At 67.3% G+C, this 13,356-nt stretch carries 16 protein-coding genes; 7 read left to right on the top strand and 9 right to left on the bottom strand.

Translation table 11 applies throughout. The annotated features are described in order from the left end of the window. Positions 1-34: 34 nt before the first annotated feature. Genes ACFXIV_RS27995 through ACFXIV_RS27985 form a run of 3 tightly spaced genes read right to left on the bottom strand, consistent with a single transcriptional unit; the run spans position 35 to position 2,788 of the window. Positions 35-1,015 (bottom strand): ABC transporter substrate-binding protein, encoded by a 981-nt coding sequence (locus ACFXIV_RS27995; protein ID WP_379399181.1) that lies wholly within the window; start codon positions 1,013-1,015, stop codon positions 35-37. Positions 1,016-1,043: 28 nt separating this feature from the next. Continuing rightward, entirely contained in the window at positions 1,044-2,027 is a 984-nt protein-coding gene (locus ACFXIV_RS27990; protein ID WP_379399180.1) for an ABC transporter permease, read from the bottom strand. Beyond that, positions 2,024-2,788 (bottom strand): ATP-binding cassette domain-containing protein, encoded by a 765-nt coding sequence (locus ACFXIV_RS27985; RefSeq protein WP_379399179.1) that lies wholly within the window; start codon positions 2,786-2,788, stop codon positions 2,024-2,026. Before ACFXIV_RS27985 ends, ACFXIV_RS27990 begins: the two co-directional genes overlap by 4 nt. A gap of 112 nt (positions 2,789-2,900) precedes the next feature. On the opposite strand from ACFXIV_RS27985, the gene ACFXIV_RS27980 reads away from it, so the two are divergent. Further along, positions 2,901-3,431, top strand: coding sequence for a hypothetical protein (locus ACFXIV_RS27980; protein ID WP_379399178.1), 531 nt, complete (start codon positions 2,901-2,903; stop codon positions 3,429-3,431). On the opposite strand, the gene ACFXIV_RS27975 is transcribed toward ACFXIV_RS27980, so the two are convergent. From ACFXIV_RS27975 to ACFXIV_RS27965, 3 genes are all read right to left on the bottom strand, one after another. Next, the gene (locus ACFXIV_RS27975; protein WP_379399177.1) at positions 3,404-4,252 is read right to left on the bottom strand and encodes a ParA family protein; all 849 of its coding nucleotides are present in this window, start codon (positions 4,250-4,252) and stop codon (positions 3,404-3,406) included. The two genes, ACFXIV_RS27980 and ACFXIV_RS27975, sit on opposite strands and share 28 nt — an antisense overlap. Before the next feature lie 239 nt (positions 4,253-4,491). Continuing rightward, complete coding sequence (locus ACFXIV_RS27970) at positions 4,492-5,559, bottom strand: alcohol dehydrogenase catalytic domain-containing protein (protein WP_379388975.1); 1,068 nt, start codon at positions 5,557-5,559, stop codon at positions 4,492-4,494. Between the two features lie 4 nt (positions 5,560-5,563). Continuing rightward, a complete protein-coding gene (locus tag ACFXIV_RS27965) occupies positions 5,564-6,748 on the bottom strand; it encodes an LLM class flavin-dependent oxidoreductase (protein WP_379399176.1) in 1,185 nt (394 codons plus the stop codon). Between the two features lie 241 nt (positions 6,749-6,989). Between ACFXIV_RS27965 and ACFXIV_RS27960 the strand changes: the two genes are divergently transcribed. Continuing rightward, positions 6,990-7,637, top strand: coding sequence for a TetR/AcrR family transcriptional regulator (locus tag ACFXIV_RS27960; protein WP_379399175.1), 648 nt, complete (start codon positions 6,990-6,992; stop codon positions 7,635-7,637). A 70-nt stretch (positions 7,638-7,707) separates the two neighbouring features. Further along, positions 7,708-7,920 carry a hypothetical protein gene (locus tag ACFXIV_RS27955; RefSeq protein WP_379399174.1) on the top strand — a complete coding sequence of 71 codons (213 nt, stop codon included), beginning with the start codon at positions 7,708-7,710 and terminating at the stop codon, positions 7,918-7,920. A 37-nt stretch (positions 7,921-7,957) separates the two neighbouring features. On the opposite strand, the gene ACFXIV_RS27950 is transcribed toward ACFXIV_RS27955, so the two are convergent. Next, positions 7,958-8,260 carry a MarR family winged helix-turn-helix transcriptional regulator gene (locus tag ACFXIV_RS27950; protein ID WP_379399255.1) on the bottom strand — a complete coding sequence of 101 codons (303 nt, stop codon included), beginning with the start codon at positions 8,258-8,260 and terminating at the stop codon, positions 7,958-7,960. On the opposite strand from ACFXIV_RS27950, the gene ACFXIV_RS27945 reads away from it, so the two are divergent. Beyond that, entirely contained in the window at positions 8,189-8,860 is a 672-nt protein-coding gene (locus ACFXIV_RS27945; protein ID WP_379399254.1) for an alpha/beta fold hydrolase, read from the top strand. The two genes, ACFXIV_RS27950 and ACFXIV_RS27945, sit on opposite strands and share 72 nt — an antisense overlap. Before the next feature lie 359 nt (positions 8,861-9,219). Next, the gene (locus ACFXIV_RS27940) at positions 9,220-9,771 is read left to right on the top strand and encodes a hypothetical protein (RefSeq protein WP_379421346.1); all 552 of its coding nucleotides are present in this window, start codon (positions 9,220-9,222) and stop codon (positions 9,769-9,771) included. A 482-nt stretch (positions 9,772-10,253) separates the two neighbouring features. On the opposite strand, the gene ACFXIV_RS27935 is transcribed toward ACFXIV_RS27940, so the two are convergent. Continuing rightward, the gene (locus ACFXIV_RS27935) at positions 10,254-11,072 is read right to left on the bottom strand and encodes an MBL fold metallo-hydrolase (protein ID WP_379399172.1); all 819 of its coding nucleotides are present in this window, start codon (positions 11,070-11,072) and stop codon (positions 10,254-10,256) included. Between the two features lie 111 nt (positions 11,073-11,183). Here ACFXIV_RS27935 and ACFXIV_RS27930 point away from each other — a divergent pair, with 111 nt between their 5' ends. After that, a complete protein-coding gene (locus ACFXIV_RS27930; protein ID WP_379399171.1) occupies positions 11,184-11,792 on the top strand; it encodes a helix-turn-helix domain-containing protein in 609 nt (202 codons plus the stop codon). A gap of 43 nt (positions 11,793-11,835) precedes the next feature. Then, complete coding sequence (locus ACFXIV_RS27925; RefSeq protein ID WP_379399170.1) at positions 11,836-12,021, top strand: hypothetical protein; 186 nt, start codon at positions 11,836-11,838, stop codon at positions 12,019-12,021. A 39-nt stretch (positions 12,022-12,060) separates the two neighbouring features. Here ACFXIV_RS27925 and ACFXIV_RS27920 read toward each other — a convergent pair whose 3' ends face one another. Then, positions 12,061-13,305 carry an FAD-dependent oxidoreductase gene (locus ACFXIV_RS27920; RefSeq protein WP_379399169.1) on the bottom strand — a complete coding sequence of 415 codons (1,245 nt, stop codon included), beginning with the start codon at positions 13,303-13,305 and terminating at the stop codon, positions 12,061-12,063. Between the last annotated feature and the right edge of the window lie 51 nt (positions 13,306-13,356).

Genomic DNA, 13,356 nt, shown 5'->3' with positions numbered 1-13,356 from the left:
TGCTGCGCCCTCGTGTTCGGAAGTGGTGGTCCGGTCAGCACTTGCTCTTGTAGAAGTACTGGTCGTTGGTGGACATGGTGTCGGCGGTGATGGCGATCATGTCGGTTTGGATTTTGCGGGTGACAGGCTTGCCCTGGAGGGCGGCGTCGGCTTGGTCTACGCCCTGTTTGCCTATGTCGGAGGGGTTTTGGGCGATCAGTGCTTGGACTGTGCCGTCCTTCAGGTCTTGGACCTGTTTGGGGCTGGCGTCGAAGCCTACGACCTTGACCTGGCCGAGTTTGCCGGCGTTGCGGAGGCCGGTGGCGGCGCCTTCGGCGGAGCTGAGGTTGGTGGCGAAGATGCCGGCCAGGTCGGGGTGGGCGGCGAGGGTGGCGGTGACGATGGAGGCGGCCTGGGCGGCTTCGTTGTTGTTGTATTGGACGCCCAGTGACGACATGCCCGGGTGGTTCTGTTTCAGTTCGTCCTCGAAGCCCTGGGCGCGCTGGTCGGTGGTGGAGGTGCCGGCCTTGGTGTTGATCACCAGCACGGATCCCTTGTCGCCCACCAGTTTCGCGAGGGTGACCGCGGCCAGTTGCCCGCCCTTCACATTGTCGGAGGAGATGGAGGACAGGGCTATGGAGGTGTCGTCGAGCGCGGTGTCCACCTCGATGACCTTGATGCCCGCGTCCTTGGCCTGCTTGATCGGGCTGGCCATGGCCTGGGCGTGGGTGGGCGCGATGAGTATCGCGCCGGGTTTGTTGGCGATGACGCCGGTGACGATCGGTGTCTGCAGCGAGGCGTCGAATTGGGTGGGGGCCTGGGTGTCCAGGGAGTATCCGAGTTTCTTCGCCTCGTCCTGGGCGCCGCACTGCATCGAGATGTAGAAGGGCTCGTTCGCGACGCCGGGGATGAGCACCAGCTTCTTCGTGTCGGCCTTGCCCGAATTGCTCACCGAGCCACCGCATCCCGCCAGTAGTCCGGCCACCGCCACCACTACACCGGCCATTACGGCCGCCCGTCCACCGGTCCTCATCATCAGGCCCTCACCTTCGAACTGCGTTGTGTTATTTCCGGTCCCGGGACCGCCTGCGGATCTGGTCGAACCACACGGCCGCCACGAGCACGACGCTCACCGCAATGGGCTGCCAGAACACCGGCACCCCCGCGATGACGAAGCCCTTGCGCAAAACCGACGGGATGAACACCCCGATCACGGTGCCCAGCACCGACCCGACCCCGCCGAACAGACTGGTCCCGCCGATCACCACCCCCGCGATGGCATCGAGATTGTCGGTTCCGTGGCCCGCGATCGTCGTGGTCCCGAAATATGCCAAATTCATGAAACCGGCCAGGCCCGAGAGCATTCCGGCCATGAGATACACCAGGATCAGATGCCGCGTGACCCCGATCCCGGCCCGCCGCGCGGCCTCCGCACTGGAACCGATCGCAAACGTGTACCGGCCGAACCGAGTGGTGTGCAGCAGCCAGGCGCCGACCACCGTCACCGCGACCGCCACCAGCACCAGATCCGGAATCCCGCCCAGCATGGTGCCGAAACCCAGTGAGTCACGCAGCTTCCCGGGAACCGTGCGGGTATCGACCCCGCCGGTGATCAACTGCGCCGCCCCCAGCGCCGCCCCGAACGACCCGAGCGTCACGATCAATGGCGGAATCTTCGCCTTGGCCACCAGCATTCCGTTCACCAGCCCCCAGAGCGCCCCGCCCGCCAGCGATATCAGCAGCCCGAGCAGAATGATGCCCCAGCCCGCGTGCGTCGCATCCTCGCTGGGACTGAGCCACTCCATGGTCTTGGCCGCGAGCACACCGGAGAAGATCAGCACCATCCCCACCGACAGATCGATGCCCGCGGTGACGATCACGAATGTCATCCCGATCGACAGCACCAGCAGCACCGACGTCTCGATCAGCAAGGTCTGCAGCGTGAATCGCGTCGGAAAGGCGTCCGGCCGCACGACACTGAACGCGGCGTACAGCACGACCAGCACGCAGCCGATCCAGAACGTGCCGGTCCCGGCCAGCCGCCTCATGACTGGTCCTCCGTCGTCAGCGCGCCGGTCATGGCCCCTACCAACTGCTCCAGCGTGGCGTCGGCCGCGGTGAAGCGGGCGACCCGCTGCCCCAGCCGCAACACCTCGATACGATCGGCGACGGCCAGCACCTCGGGCATATTGTGGCTGATCAGCACCACCCCAATGCCTTGATCGCGCACGCGGCGAATGACATCCAGCACTCGCTCCCGCTGCACCACGCCGAGCGCCGCGGTCGGCTCGTCCATGAAGACGACCCGGCTGGCCCACATCACCGCCCGCGCCACCGCGACCGTCTGCCGCTGCCCGCCCGACAGCGACCCGATCGGCACATCCGCACTGGGCAGCACGACACCGAGTCGTTGAAAGTGCTCGGCCGCTTGCGTTCTCATGGCCTTGCGATCGAGCATCCCGAGCCGCCCGGGCAGCCCCTTGCGGAGCAACTCGCGCCCGAGGAAAAGATTGGCCGCGGGATCGAGGTCGGGGGCCACGGCCAGATCCTGGTAGACCGTCTCCACCCCGAGCCGTCGCGCTGCGGTCGGCGACGCCATCCGGACGGGTTTGCCGTCCAGCAGGATCCGCCCGCCATCGGGCTGTTCGGCCCCCGAAAGGCATTTCACCAGTGTGGATTTCCCGGCGCCATTGTCGCCGATCAGTGCCACCACTTCGCCCGCACCGACCTGAAAACCGGCCCCGCGCAAGGCCTCCACACCGCCGTACCGCTTCTCAAGCCCTTCGGCTTCCAATACCACGGCTGGCATCGGCGATCACCCCGGCGACATCGACTGAGCGGACGTCCAGTCCACTCACCGAGCGTACTGATGATCTCGTCGCGTCGGGGCGGATATGGAAAACACCGCTATCGTGGGATCGGTGACCCGCCTTGGATTCCGCGCATTGAAGGTGCTCCCCGCTGTGGCGTTGTGCGCGCTGGCGGTCGGCTGTGCCCAGACTCCGCACACCGCGCACTCCTCCGAGAAGGCGCGGCCCCTGCCGACCGGTTCACTCGACACGCTGGGCACCACCTCGCAGGCGGCCACGACCACCCCCGCGCCGGTGACAACCACGCCGACGCAATCCGCCACCGCCCAGCCCGCTTTCACCGAGGACGACGCCCGCTACACGGTCCGCCGCTACCTGTCCCGCTGGATCGGGCAGCCGCTCCAGCCCGATGACACCGAGGGCAAGTACCCCCTCGTCTGCGCGGGCTCGACCCTGGCCAACAACCCCGGAAGGCTCACCGGCACAACAGCCTTCGACGCCGACCGGATGACGGCCCGCACCGGCGACACGGGCGCGGCCGTGACCGTCCCGGTGACGAATTCCTCCGCCGTCACCACCGTGCTCACCTTCACCCTGCGCGCCGCGACCCAGGGTTACTGCGTCGTGGACATCGCGAGCTGACCCATCGGCCGCCCCGAACGCTTCAGGAACTCCCGCGCCAACTCCCGATACTGTTCCGCACCACGGGATTTCGGTGCCCACGTGGTGAGCGGTTCACCCGCGATGGTGGAGTCCGGGAACCGCACCGTCCGCGAGATCACCGTGTCGTACAGCTCCGCCTCGAACGTCTCCGCCACCCGGTCCCGCACCTGCCGGCAGTGCAGCAGCCGCGGATCGAACATGGTGACCACGATGCCCGACAGCTCGAGCCGCGGATTGAGTCGTTCGCGCACCTTCTCCATGGTGTCGTTGAGCAGCGCCAGCCCGCGCAGTGAGAAGAACTCGCACTCCATGGGAATGATGACCCCGTCCGCGCAGGCGAGCGCGTTCACGGTGAGCAGGCTCAGCGACGGCTGGCAGTCGATGAGGATGTAGTCGTAGCGATCCCGGATCGGATCGAGCACCCGGCGCATCGAATGCTCGCGGCCCACCTCGTTGACGAGCTGGATCTCCGCCGCGGACAGATCGATATTGCTGGGCAGCAGATGCAGGTTCGTGACGCCGGTCTTGATCAGCACGTCGTCGATCGGCGGCGCCGACCGGCTCAGCAGGTCGTAGACGGTGAGTTCGAGATCGTGGTGCGCGACGCCCAGGGCCGCCGACAGCGCCCCCTGCGGATCGAGGTCCACCAGCAGCACGCGCAGCCCGCACTCGGCAAGCGCGGCACCCAGATTGACCGTCGAGGTGGTCTTCCCGACGCCGCCCTTCTGATTGCACAGCGCAATCACCTGGGCTTCGCCTCCGGTCGCCCCGGCCTCCTCAACAGCAATGTTTGCCGACATTTCGCCAGCCTAACCCGTCACGTGGCGGATCGGTCGGACCCGCTCCGGAGTCCTTTCGCACATCGGCAAGTGCGACGATCTACCAGTGATTTTCACAATCCGGGCAATGAACCAGCATGTCGGACAACGGTGGAGTTCGGCACATGCTGGTCATTAGCTGAACGGTGGTGTGGCGGGTCGCCGGGGCAATGGACCACCCCGCCCGCCACACTGAACCGGATGAACCGGGCATATCACCGTCAGTGATCCGGCAGCACCAGGATCTTCACGTGCTCTTCCGGATTCCGCAGCGCGGTGAAGGCATCCGCCACCCCGTCCAGCCCGACCCGCCCGGTGATCAGCGCCTCCGCGTCGATCGCCCCGGACGCCAGCCGCTCCAGCGTGATGTCGTAGGCGTTCTCGTACGGCCCGTGCCCGAAATTGACCGCGATCCGCCGGAACTGCCCGACCACCGGAATGATCGGCTCGTCCGCGAACGGCGCGGCCAGCACCTGGATCCGCGAGTTGAACGGCATGGTCCGCATGAGCGTGCCGATAATCCCTGCGCGCCCGCTGCATTCATAGGCGATGAGAATGCCCGTGCCCGACTGGCCCACCACACTGTCGCCCTGCGCGACCGCCGTCATCCACGCCTCGATCGGATCCTGCTCGTTCGGATCCACCACGATGTCCGCGCCGACGGCCCGCGCGAGCTCCCGCCGCTTGGGGGAGGGCTCCGAAGCCACCACCAACCGCGCCCCGTGCGCCTTGGCCGCGATGATTGCGCCCAGCCCGATGGTCCCGCAGCCGATGACCAGCGCCGAATCCTCGGCGGTGAGACCGGATTGCTGCACGTGCATCTCGCCGACGTGCAGCGGCTCGGCCAGCGTCGCATGCTCGAGCGACAGCCCCTCGGGCACGTGCCGCACCCAGAACGCGTCCACCACGATGCTCTCGCCGAACGCCCCGTGATAGTCGTTCGAATACCCGATGATCGTCGGAATGCCGGTCGCCGCCTCGGTCGCGAGCCCGATCCCCGCGACGCGGTCGCCGACCGCGAAATCCGTGACCCCGGCACCGATTTCGGTGACGGTCCCGGCGTACTCGTGCCCGAGCACGACCGGTCGCTCGGTGTCGAAGGTGGCCAGCGGATACCCGCTGTCCGCGGCCACCTGCACGAACCGGCACGGATCCTTCGACATGGACAGATCGCTGCCGCAGATACCGCACGCGGCCACCGCGATCCGCAACTGCCCCGGACCCGGTGCGGGCGGCTCGGCCACCTCGGCGGGGGAGAACTGCCCGTTCAGAAACTGTGTGGCGCGCATGGGATCACGCTCCCGTCGCGGCGGTCTCGCCGTAGTAGTCGGTGTGTGCCTTGGTGATCGCGGTGACCAGCTGCCCGATCAGCAGCTCCCGGTTGTCCTGCGCGTACTGCAGGCTGTCCTCGCGGCGGCGGTTGCGATTCTTGAAGTGCGGGATCACCTCCGAGGCGAACAGCTCGTAGCTGCGCTTGGTGTCCTCCCAGCTCGCCATGTCCACGTGCAGGACCAACATGGTGCCGAACCCGCCGGTCTTCTCGATGAGCTTCTCGATGCGCGCGATCGCCTCGTCCGGCGTGCCGATGATGGCCTGCCCGAATTCGCCGAGGTTGTCATTGCGCCACTGATCGATGATGCCCTTGGGGGTGTCCGCCCACGCGGGCTGCTCGCCGGTCTGCCGGTTCACGTACGCGGCCATCGAGCCGATGCGGCGGCTCACCGCGCGCTCGGCCTCGGCGCGGGTCTCGGCCAGGAAGATCGGATTGACCAGCCGCCACCGCGACCGATCCGCGGTGTGCCCGTGCTCGGCGCACACCTTCTCGTAGACGCCCCAATTGCGGTCCAGCACTTCGAAACCCATGGGGGAGCTGGCCGCCAGCGACAGCAGTGACAACCCGTGCGTGCCCGCCAGCACCGAGCCGTTGGGGGAGATGGTGGAGGCGGTGGCGACCTCGATGCCGGCCGGATCGTAGGTCGGCAGCTGGGCGCGGGCGTCGCGCAGGGTGAACCAGTCGGTGGTCATGTTCACCACCTCGCCGCGCAGCAGCGCGAGGATGGCCTCGAGCGCCTCGCCCTGGCGGCGGCGCTGATCCGACGGATTGATGCCCATCATGTGCGCGTCGAGCGGGATCTTGCCGGGGCCGGTGCCGAAGATCAGGCGGCCGCGGGTCTGCAGGTCCAGCTGCGTGATGCGGTCGACGGTGACCAGCGGATGGTGATAGGGCAGCGACACCACGCCGGTGCCGAAGCGCAGCCGCTCGGTGCGTTCGGCGGCCGCGGCGATGAAAACGTCGGGCGCGGGCACGATCTCGGCTCCGGTCGAGTGGTGCTCGCCCATCCACGCCTCGTCGAAGCCGAGGTGGTCGAGGTGTTCCATGAGATCGATGTCGCGACGCAGCTGCAGGGCCGGGTCGGCGTCGAGGGGGTGGTACGGGGCCAGGAAGGCCCCGAATTTCATCGATTCAGCGGTCCACACGGATGGATCTCCTTCACCCAGTGCCCCGGGCTTCGTCGCCCGGTGCGGTTCCCCGAGTAAACCTGGATCAACTGATCCATAAGTTCGGCTGTCCCGGTGAGTGGGCATGATTTGAAAACGCAGGTAGTCAAGCTGATTCAGCGTCGATAATGAGCGCTGTGCTGTGCCGAAATCGGATTGTCGAACCAGTTCCGGGCCCCGCGATGCCGGCCCCGCGCCTCCGATGTGCCAAGCTCATGCCGTGACCGTCCCCATGCAGAACCGCCAGGGCAATGCGACCCGCACCCGGCTGGTGAAAACCGCCGAGCGCCTGTTCGCCGCCCACGGCGTGGACGCGGTCTCGGTGCGCGCGGTGAACGCCGCCGCCGGCCTCGGCCCCTCGTCGGTCAACTACCATTTCGGCACCAAGGACGACCTGATCGCCGCCGTGCTGCTCGATCTCGGCGCGACCGTCCGCGACCGTATTCGCGGCAATGCCGACGTGCTCGCCGCCCGCGCCGAACCGCCCACCGCGGAGACCCTGGTCCGCGCGGTCACCGAGCCCTATCGAGACCTGTTGCTGCAGCACCGGACCCGCGGCATGCGCTGGATCAAGATCGTCACCCAGCTCTCCCTGCACTCCCATCCCGCCCTCACCGCCGCCGAGCAGGACCTCCCCGATCAGTTGCACGTTCAGCTCCGCCGCGCCTTCCCGCAGTCGGATCCCAGCCGTCTCGAGGCCCGCTGGGCGATCTCGCTCATGGGTTTCCTGCAGGCCCTGAGCCGCGCGGACGAATGGCATCCAGGCGCGATCCCGCCTCCTGCCGAGGAACTGGCCGCCCTCTACGAAGATCAGGTCGTCTTCCTCATCGGCGGCCTCGACCGTTTGCTGGGTGGAACCGGCCGCTGAATCGCCGGTGACGCACAAGTGGACGAAACATGACATACTTCGCGCACTCCCAGCTCGAAAGCGGTTGCCGATGCCCGAAGATCCCGAACTCGCCCAGGCCCGTGTCCTGGCCCGCGAGCTCCAGAGCCACGCCGACATGCTGAACCGCGAGCTGCAATACGTCTCGCGCCCCGAAGCCCAGACCCGCGCCCAGGCCGACCTGACCGCGGTCCAGCGTCAGCTCGACGGCCTGCGCCGCCGTTTCCCGGAAGTCGCCGACGCCCCGGACACCCTCGCCAGCTGAGCGCCGATTCGGCGGTCCCGCAATCCGATCGGGGGCGTCAGGCCCGGGAACCGGGGCCCACGCGCTGCAGTAGTGCCTGCAGCGTCTTCCGCTCCGCGGCCGACAGTTCGGCGAAGGATTCCGCCAGGACACTGTCGGCGATCGCGTTTCCGGCCGCGAGCGTGCGTCGCCCCTCGGCGGTCAAACGGTGCTCGATGAGGCGGCCGCGGCCTGGGGTGCGTTCGATCAGCCCGCGGGTGGCGAGCCGGTTGGCCAGTGTGCCGAAGGCCTGCTCGCTCTGAAAGGTCTCCTCCGCCAAGGCTCGCGCCGACGACCCCGGTTCGCGGTCGATGGCGCGCAGCGCATCCTACTGCGCCAGCGTGGTGCCCACGGTGGTGAGCCTGCTGTCGAGCTGCTGGCCGAACAGGACCTGTGCGAGGTGATTGTCGTCGGATCCTCGATCGGCGGCTGGATCGCCGCCGAGATGGCGGTCCGGGACACCGCGAATCGCCTTGCGGGCCTGGTGCTCATCGACGCCGTCGGCATCCGGGTCGATGGTGCGCCGATCCGCGACATCTTCGCGCTCACCCCCGAACAGGTCGCGCGGTACTCATGGCACGACCCGGCCCGAGCCCGGTCGAATGCTCCCGAGCCGACCCCCGAACAATCGGCCGCTCGTGCGGCGAACATGGCCGCACTGTGCCACTACGCCGGCGACTCCTATATGCACAATCCCGAGCTGGCCGCCCGGCTACCCGAGGTGTCCCTGCCGACCCTGCTCCTCTGGGGCGAAAGCGACGCCATCGCCACCTCCGCCTACGCGGCCGCCTATGCCGCGGCATTCCCCGACGCCCGCCTCGAAATCATCACTGCCGCAGGCCATCTCCCGCACCTGGAACAGCCCCGGGCAACGTTCGCCCACCTCGACGCCTACCTGCGCCAGCTCCGGGCAGGCGCCTGACGCCCGCAGTCGGGGCGTGCTCGCGTCGGCGAATCTCGTTGCCTGCGTTGGCGTGTCGGTGATCTGACGAAGGGAGGTCTCCGGTAGATGGGTAAGCGACCTAGGAGCGGCCCGAACCGGGGTGCTGGGGCAGGGCCCGGTCTGGCCGGTTTGCCTGGGAACCGCGCGTCCGACTGCCTGGCCCGTTGGGCATAGCTATCGATTCTGCTGCTCGTTCCATGCGAAAGGACAAGGGGGACCGGCACGAGGAGGCGGGCGAGAGTCGGGAGCTGGGGTGCAGAACTTCGTAAGAAACCGGGAAGCCCCACATCAGAACCTTTTCTCGTCAACCACGACACCCCAGGAGAAAAGGTGAACCTATGTCAACCAACCGCACCAAACTCGTTGCCCGTGCCTCGGCCGTCGCAGCCGTCGTGGGTCTGTCCGCACTCGAGGGGCGGTCCTCACCAAGAAAGTCCGACATCGGGAACGCTCGTCCCCGATGGACCCGCATCGGAATGAGCGTCGCGATCGGGGCCGCAGCCCTGGTTATGCTGCCCTTCAGCACGGGGGTCGCTTCCGCGGCAGTTTTCGATCCAGGACTGGGCACCCAATGGTCGGTCAGCGACACCGGTGGTGCCCCCCAGCCCTGGATCGGCAACTGGACGCAGCAGTCCGACGGAACCTGGAACTGGTTCGAGACCAACACCGCCCTCCCCGGCAGTCCTACCGTCAGGGGGACGGCGACGATGAGCTTCGACGGGGCCACGGTGCAAATCCATCGGCTCACCAACAACTCGCCGCAGATCTGTGACTATGTCGGGACGGTCACCGGGTACCAGAACAGCCAGGCTGAAGGGTTCTCCGGCACGGTGAACTGCACCAACTCCGGCATACGCGACATGGAATGGTGGACGAACTCAATCCAGTAGGTCAGCTGGCCGGTGTTTGAAAGTGCGTGAGGGCGGGCGTGTGCCCGCCCTCACCCGTGTCGGAGCCATTGGTTGACGGCGGTGATGTGGAGTGTGGCCCGGTAGCGGACGGCGAGTGTGTCGTACCTGGTTGCCACGGCACGGTTTTCCTTCAGCCGACCGATACCGCACTAGACGGCGTGGCGCTGCTTGTACCGCTCGGCGTCGGAACTGTCGGCCACCGCCTGGCAGCGGTTGTCGGTCGGCACCGGGACACACGGCCCGCGCGAATACGACTGGGCACGTAGGCAAGTCGACGGACGCTGGAGCAGCGGCCGCGGACACCCACTCACCTGACCACCGGGCGCCGCTGCAGTACTAACCCCCAAACCTTGATCAACTTCTAAGCGCCCGGGAAGCGCCTGATCGGCTCGACCACGTTCCGGACGAGCTTGCCCTCCTTGGCCACCATCGCGAGCGCGGCCGGGAGCCGGCAGGCTCGATCAGCCGATCGGTGGTGCGAGGTATTCCAGCGCATAACCATCGCCGGAGGGGGTTACCCGGGCGATACCGGGTGAGTCGAGGTGGGCGCCGGCTACGAAATGGTGTGGCTGGGTCAGTTGTTCGAGGAGGGCCGCTCGCGCGGCGCGGGCCTGGGACTGGTTGCCGTCGAGCTCCCAGGACACGTTCGGCTGATCGAATTGGAGCGTGGGAACGTGAACGGTGTCGCCCCAGACGAGAAGGTGGCCGGTGCCGCTCCTGACGTCGTAGACGGTGTGACCGGGTGTGTGGCCCGGTGTCGGGATCGCGGTGATCCAGTCGTTGATCGCGACCTTCTCCGACACGGGTACGACCCGGTCGCGGATCGGCTCGAGCCGCCCCGTGAACACCGAGGTGTCGCCCGCGCCGATCCACACGCGCTCGAGTGCGGTGAACGCCTCTGCACCGTCCGGCGCGATCAGGCCGCTCACGTGGTCTTCGTGCCTGTGGGTGATGGCCACATCGGTGACTTGCGCGCGGTCGATTCCCGCTTCGTCGAGCGCGTCGTAGATCAATCCCATGGTGGGGTCGTGCCAGGCGTTGGACGCGCCGGTGTCGATGAGAACCGACCGCGTGCCGTCGGTGACGAAGAAGGCGTTGACCGACAGCCGCAAGTTGTCGCCGGCCAGCGGCACGGCGGCCGGCAGCGCAACGAGCTCGCGCCCATACTCGTCGCGGAGCCGTGTCGGCGGCATGTCGATGTACCCGTCTCGCAACGAGATCACCTGCAGATCGCCGAATTCGAACGTGGCATGGTGCTGGCCGCTCGAGATCAAACGCATGGAACCTCCGTCGTGTCGGGCGCATATCGCGTGTCTCCGATAGAAGACTATATCTTCTTTAGGAGAAATCTACACTGTGGGCAGCAAGGTACTCATCGATCGAGGAGCACGGTGGTCGAGCAAGACGAAAACGTGGCTGAACCACAGCACGGCGACGACCTGGCCGGCGCGTTCGGCGCCAACGTGCGGCGACGCCGCGAGGAGGCGGGCCTGACGCTGGAGCAGCTGTCCACACAGTCGACGGTCAGCCGGGCGATGCTGTCCAAGGTCGAACGCGGTGAAAAGAGCCCGACGATCGGCGTCGCGTCCAGGATCGCTCACGCGCTCGACGCATCGCTCTCGGACCTGATCGGTGGGGCGACTGCTGCCGCGTCTGGTGTGGCCGTTGTCCTGCGCAAGAACGATCGCCCCGTTTTCCGTGACCCGGAAACCGGCTTCGAGCGGCACATGGTGTCAGCGGCCCCGGGCGCGGGAGGAGCCGAGATGGTCGTCCACTACCTTCCCGCACAGGTCTCTACCGGGCTGCTGCCCGCGTATCCGCCGGGTATGGAGAAACAACTCGTGGTACTCGAAGGCACCCTCACCGTCGCGATCGGGGGGATCACCGAGACCCTGAACGCAGGCGACTCCCTGTTCTTCCAGGCCGACGCGGACCACGGCTTCGCCAACCGAACGAACGCTCCCTGCGAATACATCATGTTCATCTCGCGCAGAACCTGAACGGCCGCACGCATCGCCCAAGGCGCCCCGAGTCATCCTCGCCTTGACCGCGGTCCGCGCGCTCATCGCGCCGGGCCTGCGCTTCGGCAGTGGCGCTGCGTGCTCGCCGGTGCGGGGCAACGCACCGACCCCATGGGCGGTGGGCACCTTTGCCCTGATCGTGGTAAGCGCGTTCATGGCGCGCCGGTCGATCAGCGACCCCACCGAGATCACCTACTACGTCTGCTGAGGGTCCAGAGGATCCCGGCTGGTCGATACCGTTGCGGTACTAGGCGTTCGGGCGGACCGGCTGGTCGGCTGATTCGCCGGACCAGCTGATCCGGTGGTCGAACATCCAGTTCAGTGAGCCCACGCCCTGCTTGGCGGCCTTCTTCAGGAAGATCGGCGTCAGTTGGCGGACGAGGAAGCGGGCCAGGCCGCTCTGGGCCTTGTCGCCGCTGGTTTCGGCGCCGTGCGCGACCACCCGCTCGACCCGGTCGCGGCGGCGGTGCTCGAATTCGGCCAGGGCGGTGGCGGTCTCGGGCAGGTCGCGCAGGCAGATGGCCAGGGTCACCGCGTCCTCGACGGCCATGGAGACACCCTGGCCCGAGGATGAGGCCACCGCGTGGGCGGCATCGCCGATGATGACCATGCGGTCGTTGTGCCAGGTGGGGACCGACGGCATGTCGTACTGATTGAAGCCGGTGACGAAGGTGGCGTCGGGGGTCGCGGCGACGATGGCGGCCGCGGGGCCCCGGTCCGCCGCCAGCATCCGCGCCAGCTGGTCGCGCCACTGCGCGGGCGCCGTGGATGCCACTGTCTGCTTCGAAAGTTCCTGTGCGCCGGGCATGTTCGCGAACCACCAGATCTCGCCGCCGGGTGCGACCAGATAGCCGAAGAAGGCCTTCTTGCCGAAGATCATGCTGTAAACGCCCGGCCGCAAACCGAGTTCGTGAACCAGGGCCGGATCGGTGACGAATCCGCCCAGGCCGTAGATGCCCAGGTAGTGGGCCTTCGGCGCATTCGGGTCGATGATCTCCCGGGTGCGGGAGTGGATGCCGTCCGCGCCGACGAGCAGGTCGGCCTCGGCCCGGCTGCCGTCGGCGAAGGTGGCGACGACGCCGCCCGTGGCCGTCGGTTCCGCGTCGACGAGTCGCTTGCCGAACTCGTATCGGATACCGCGCCGCGCGGCTTCGGCATTGAGTGCCCGGTACAGGTCGCGCCGCTTCACGCTGTGGGTCACGGTGCCGTCGGGCAGCGTGCCGCCGATGGGCATATCGGTGATGTGCTTGCCGGCGCTGGTGTAGAAGCTCAGCGTGTCGGTGGCGTGACCGGTGTCCATGACGATGTGGTGGGCGTCGATCTCGGCCAGCGCGGACAGGCCGTTCACCGCAACCGTCAGATATGCGCCGATCTGCCCGGCGGCCGTGTCCGCGTAGGCCTCGTAGACGACCGCTTCCCAACCGGCCTGCTGCAGTGCCATCGCGGTGACCGGACCGGCGATGCCGCCGCCGATGACCAGTGCCTTCTTCATGTCGTGTCTCCCTCTGAACTCTCTTGAACGTGATGTATCTTGGTTATCAAG

Origin of the sequence: Nocardia sp. NPDC059236, from assembly GCF_042754085.1 — a bacterium.
Classification (GTDB): domain Bacteria; phylum Actinomycetota; class Actinomycetes; order Mycobacteriales; family Mycobacteriaceae; genus Nocardia.
Note: the sequence above shows the minus strand (reverse complement) of the source record. Positions and strands in the feature narration are given on the sequence as shown.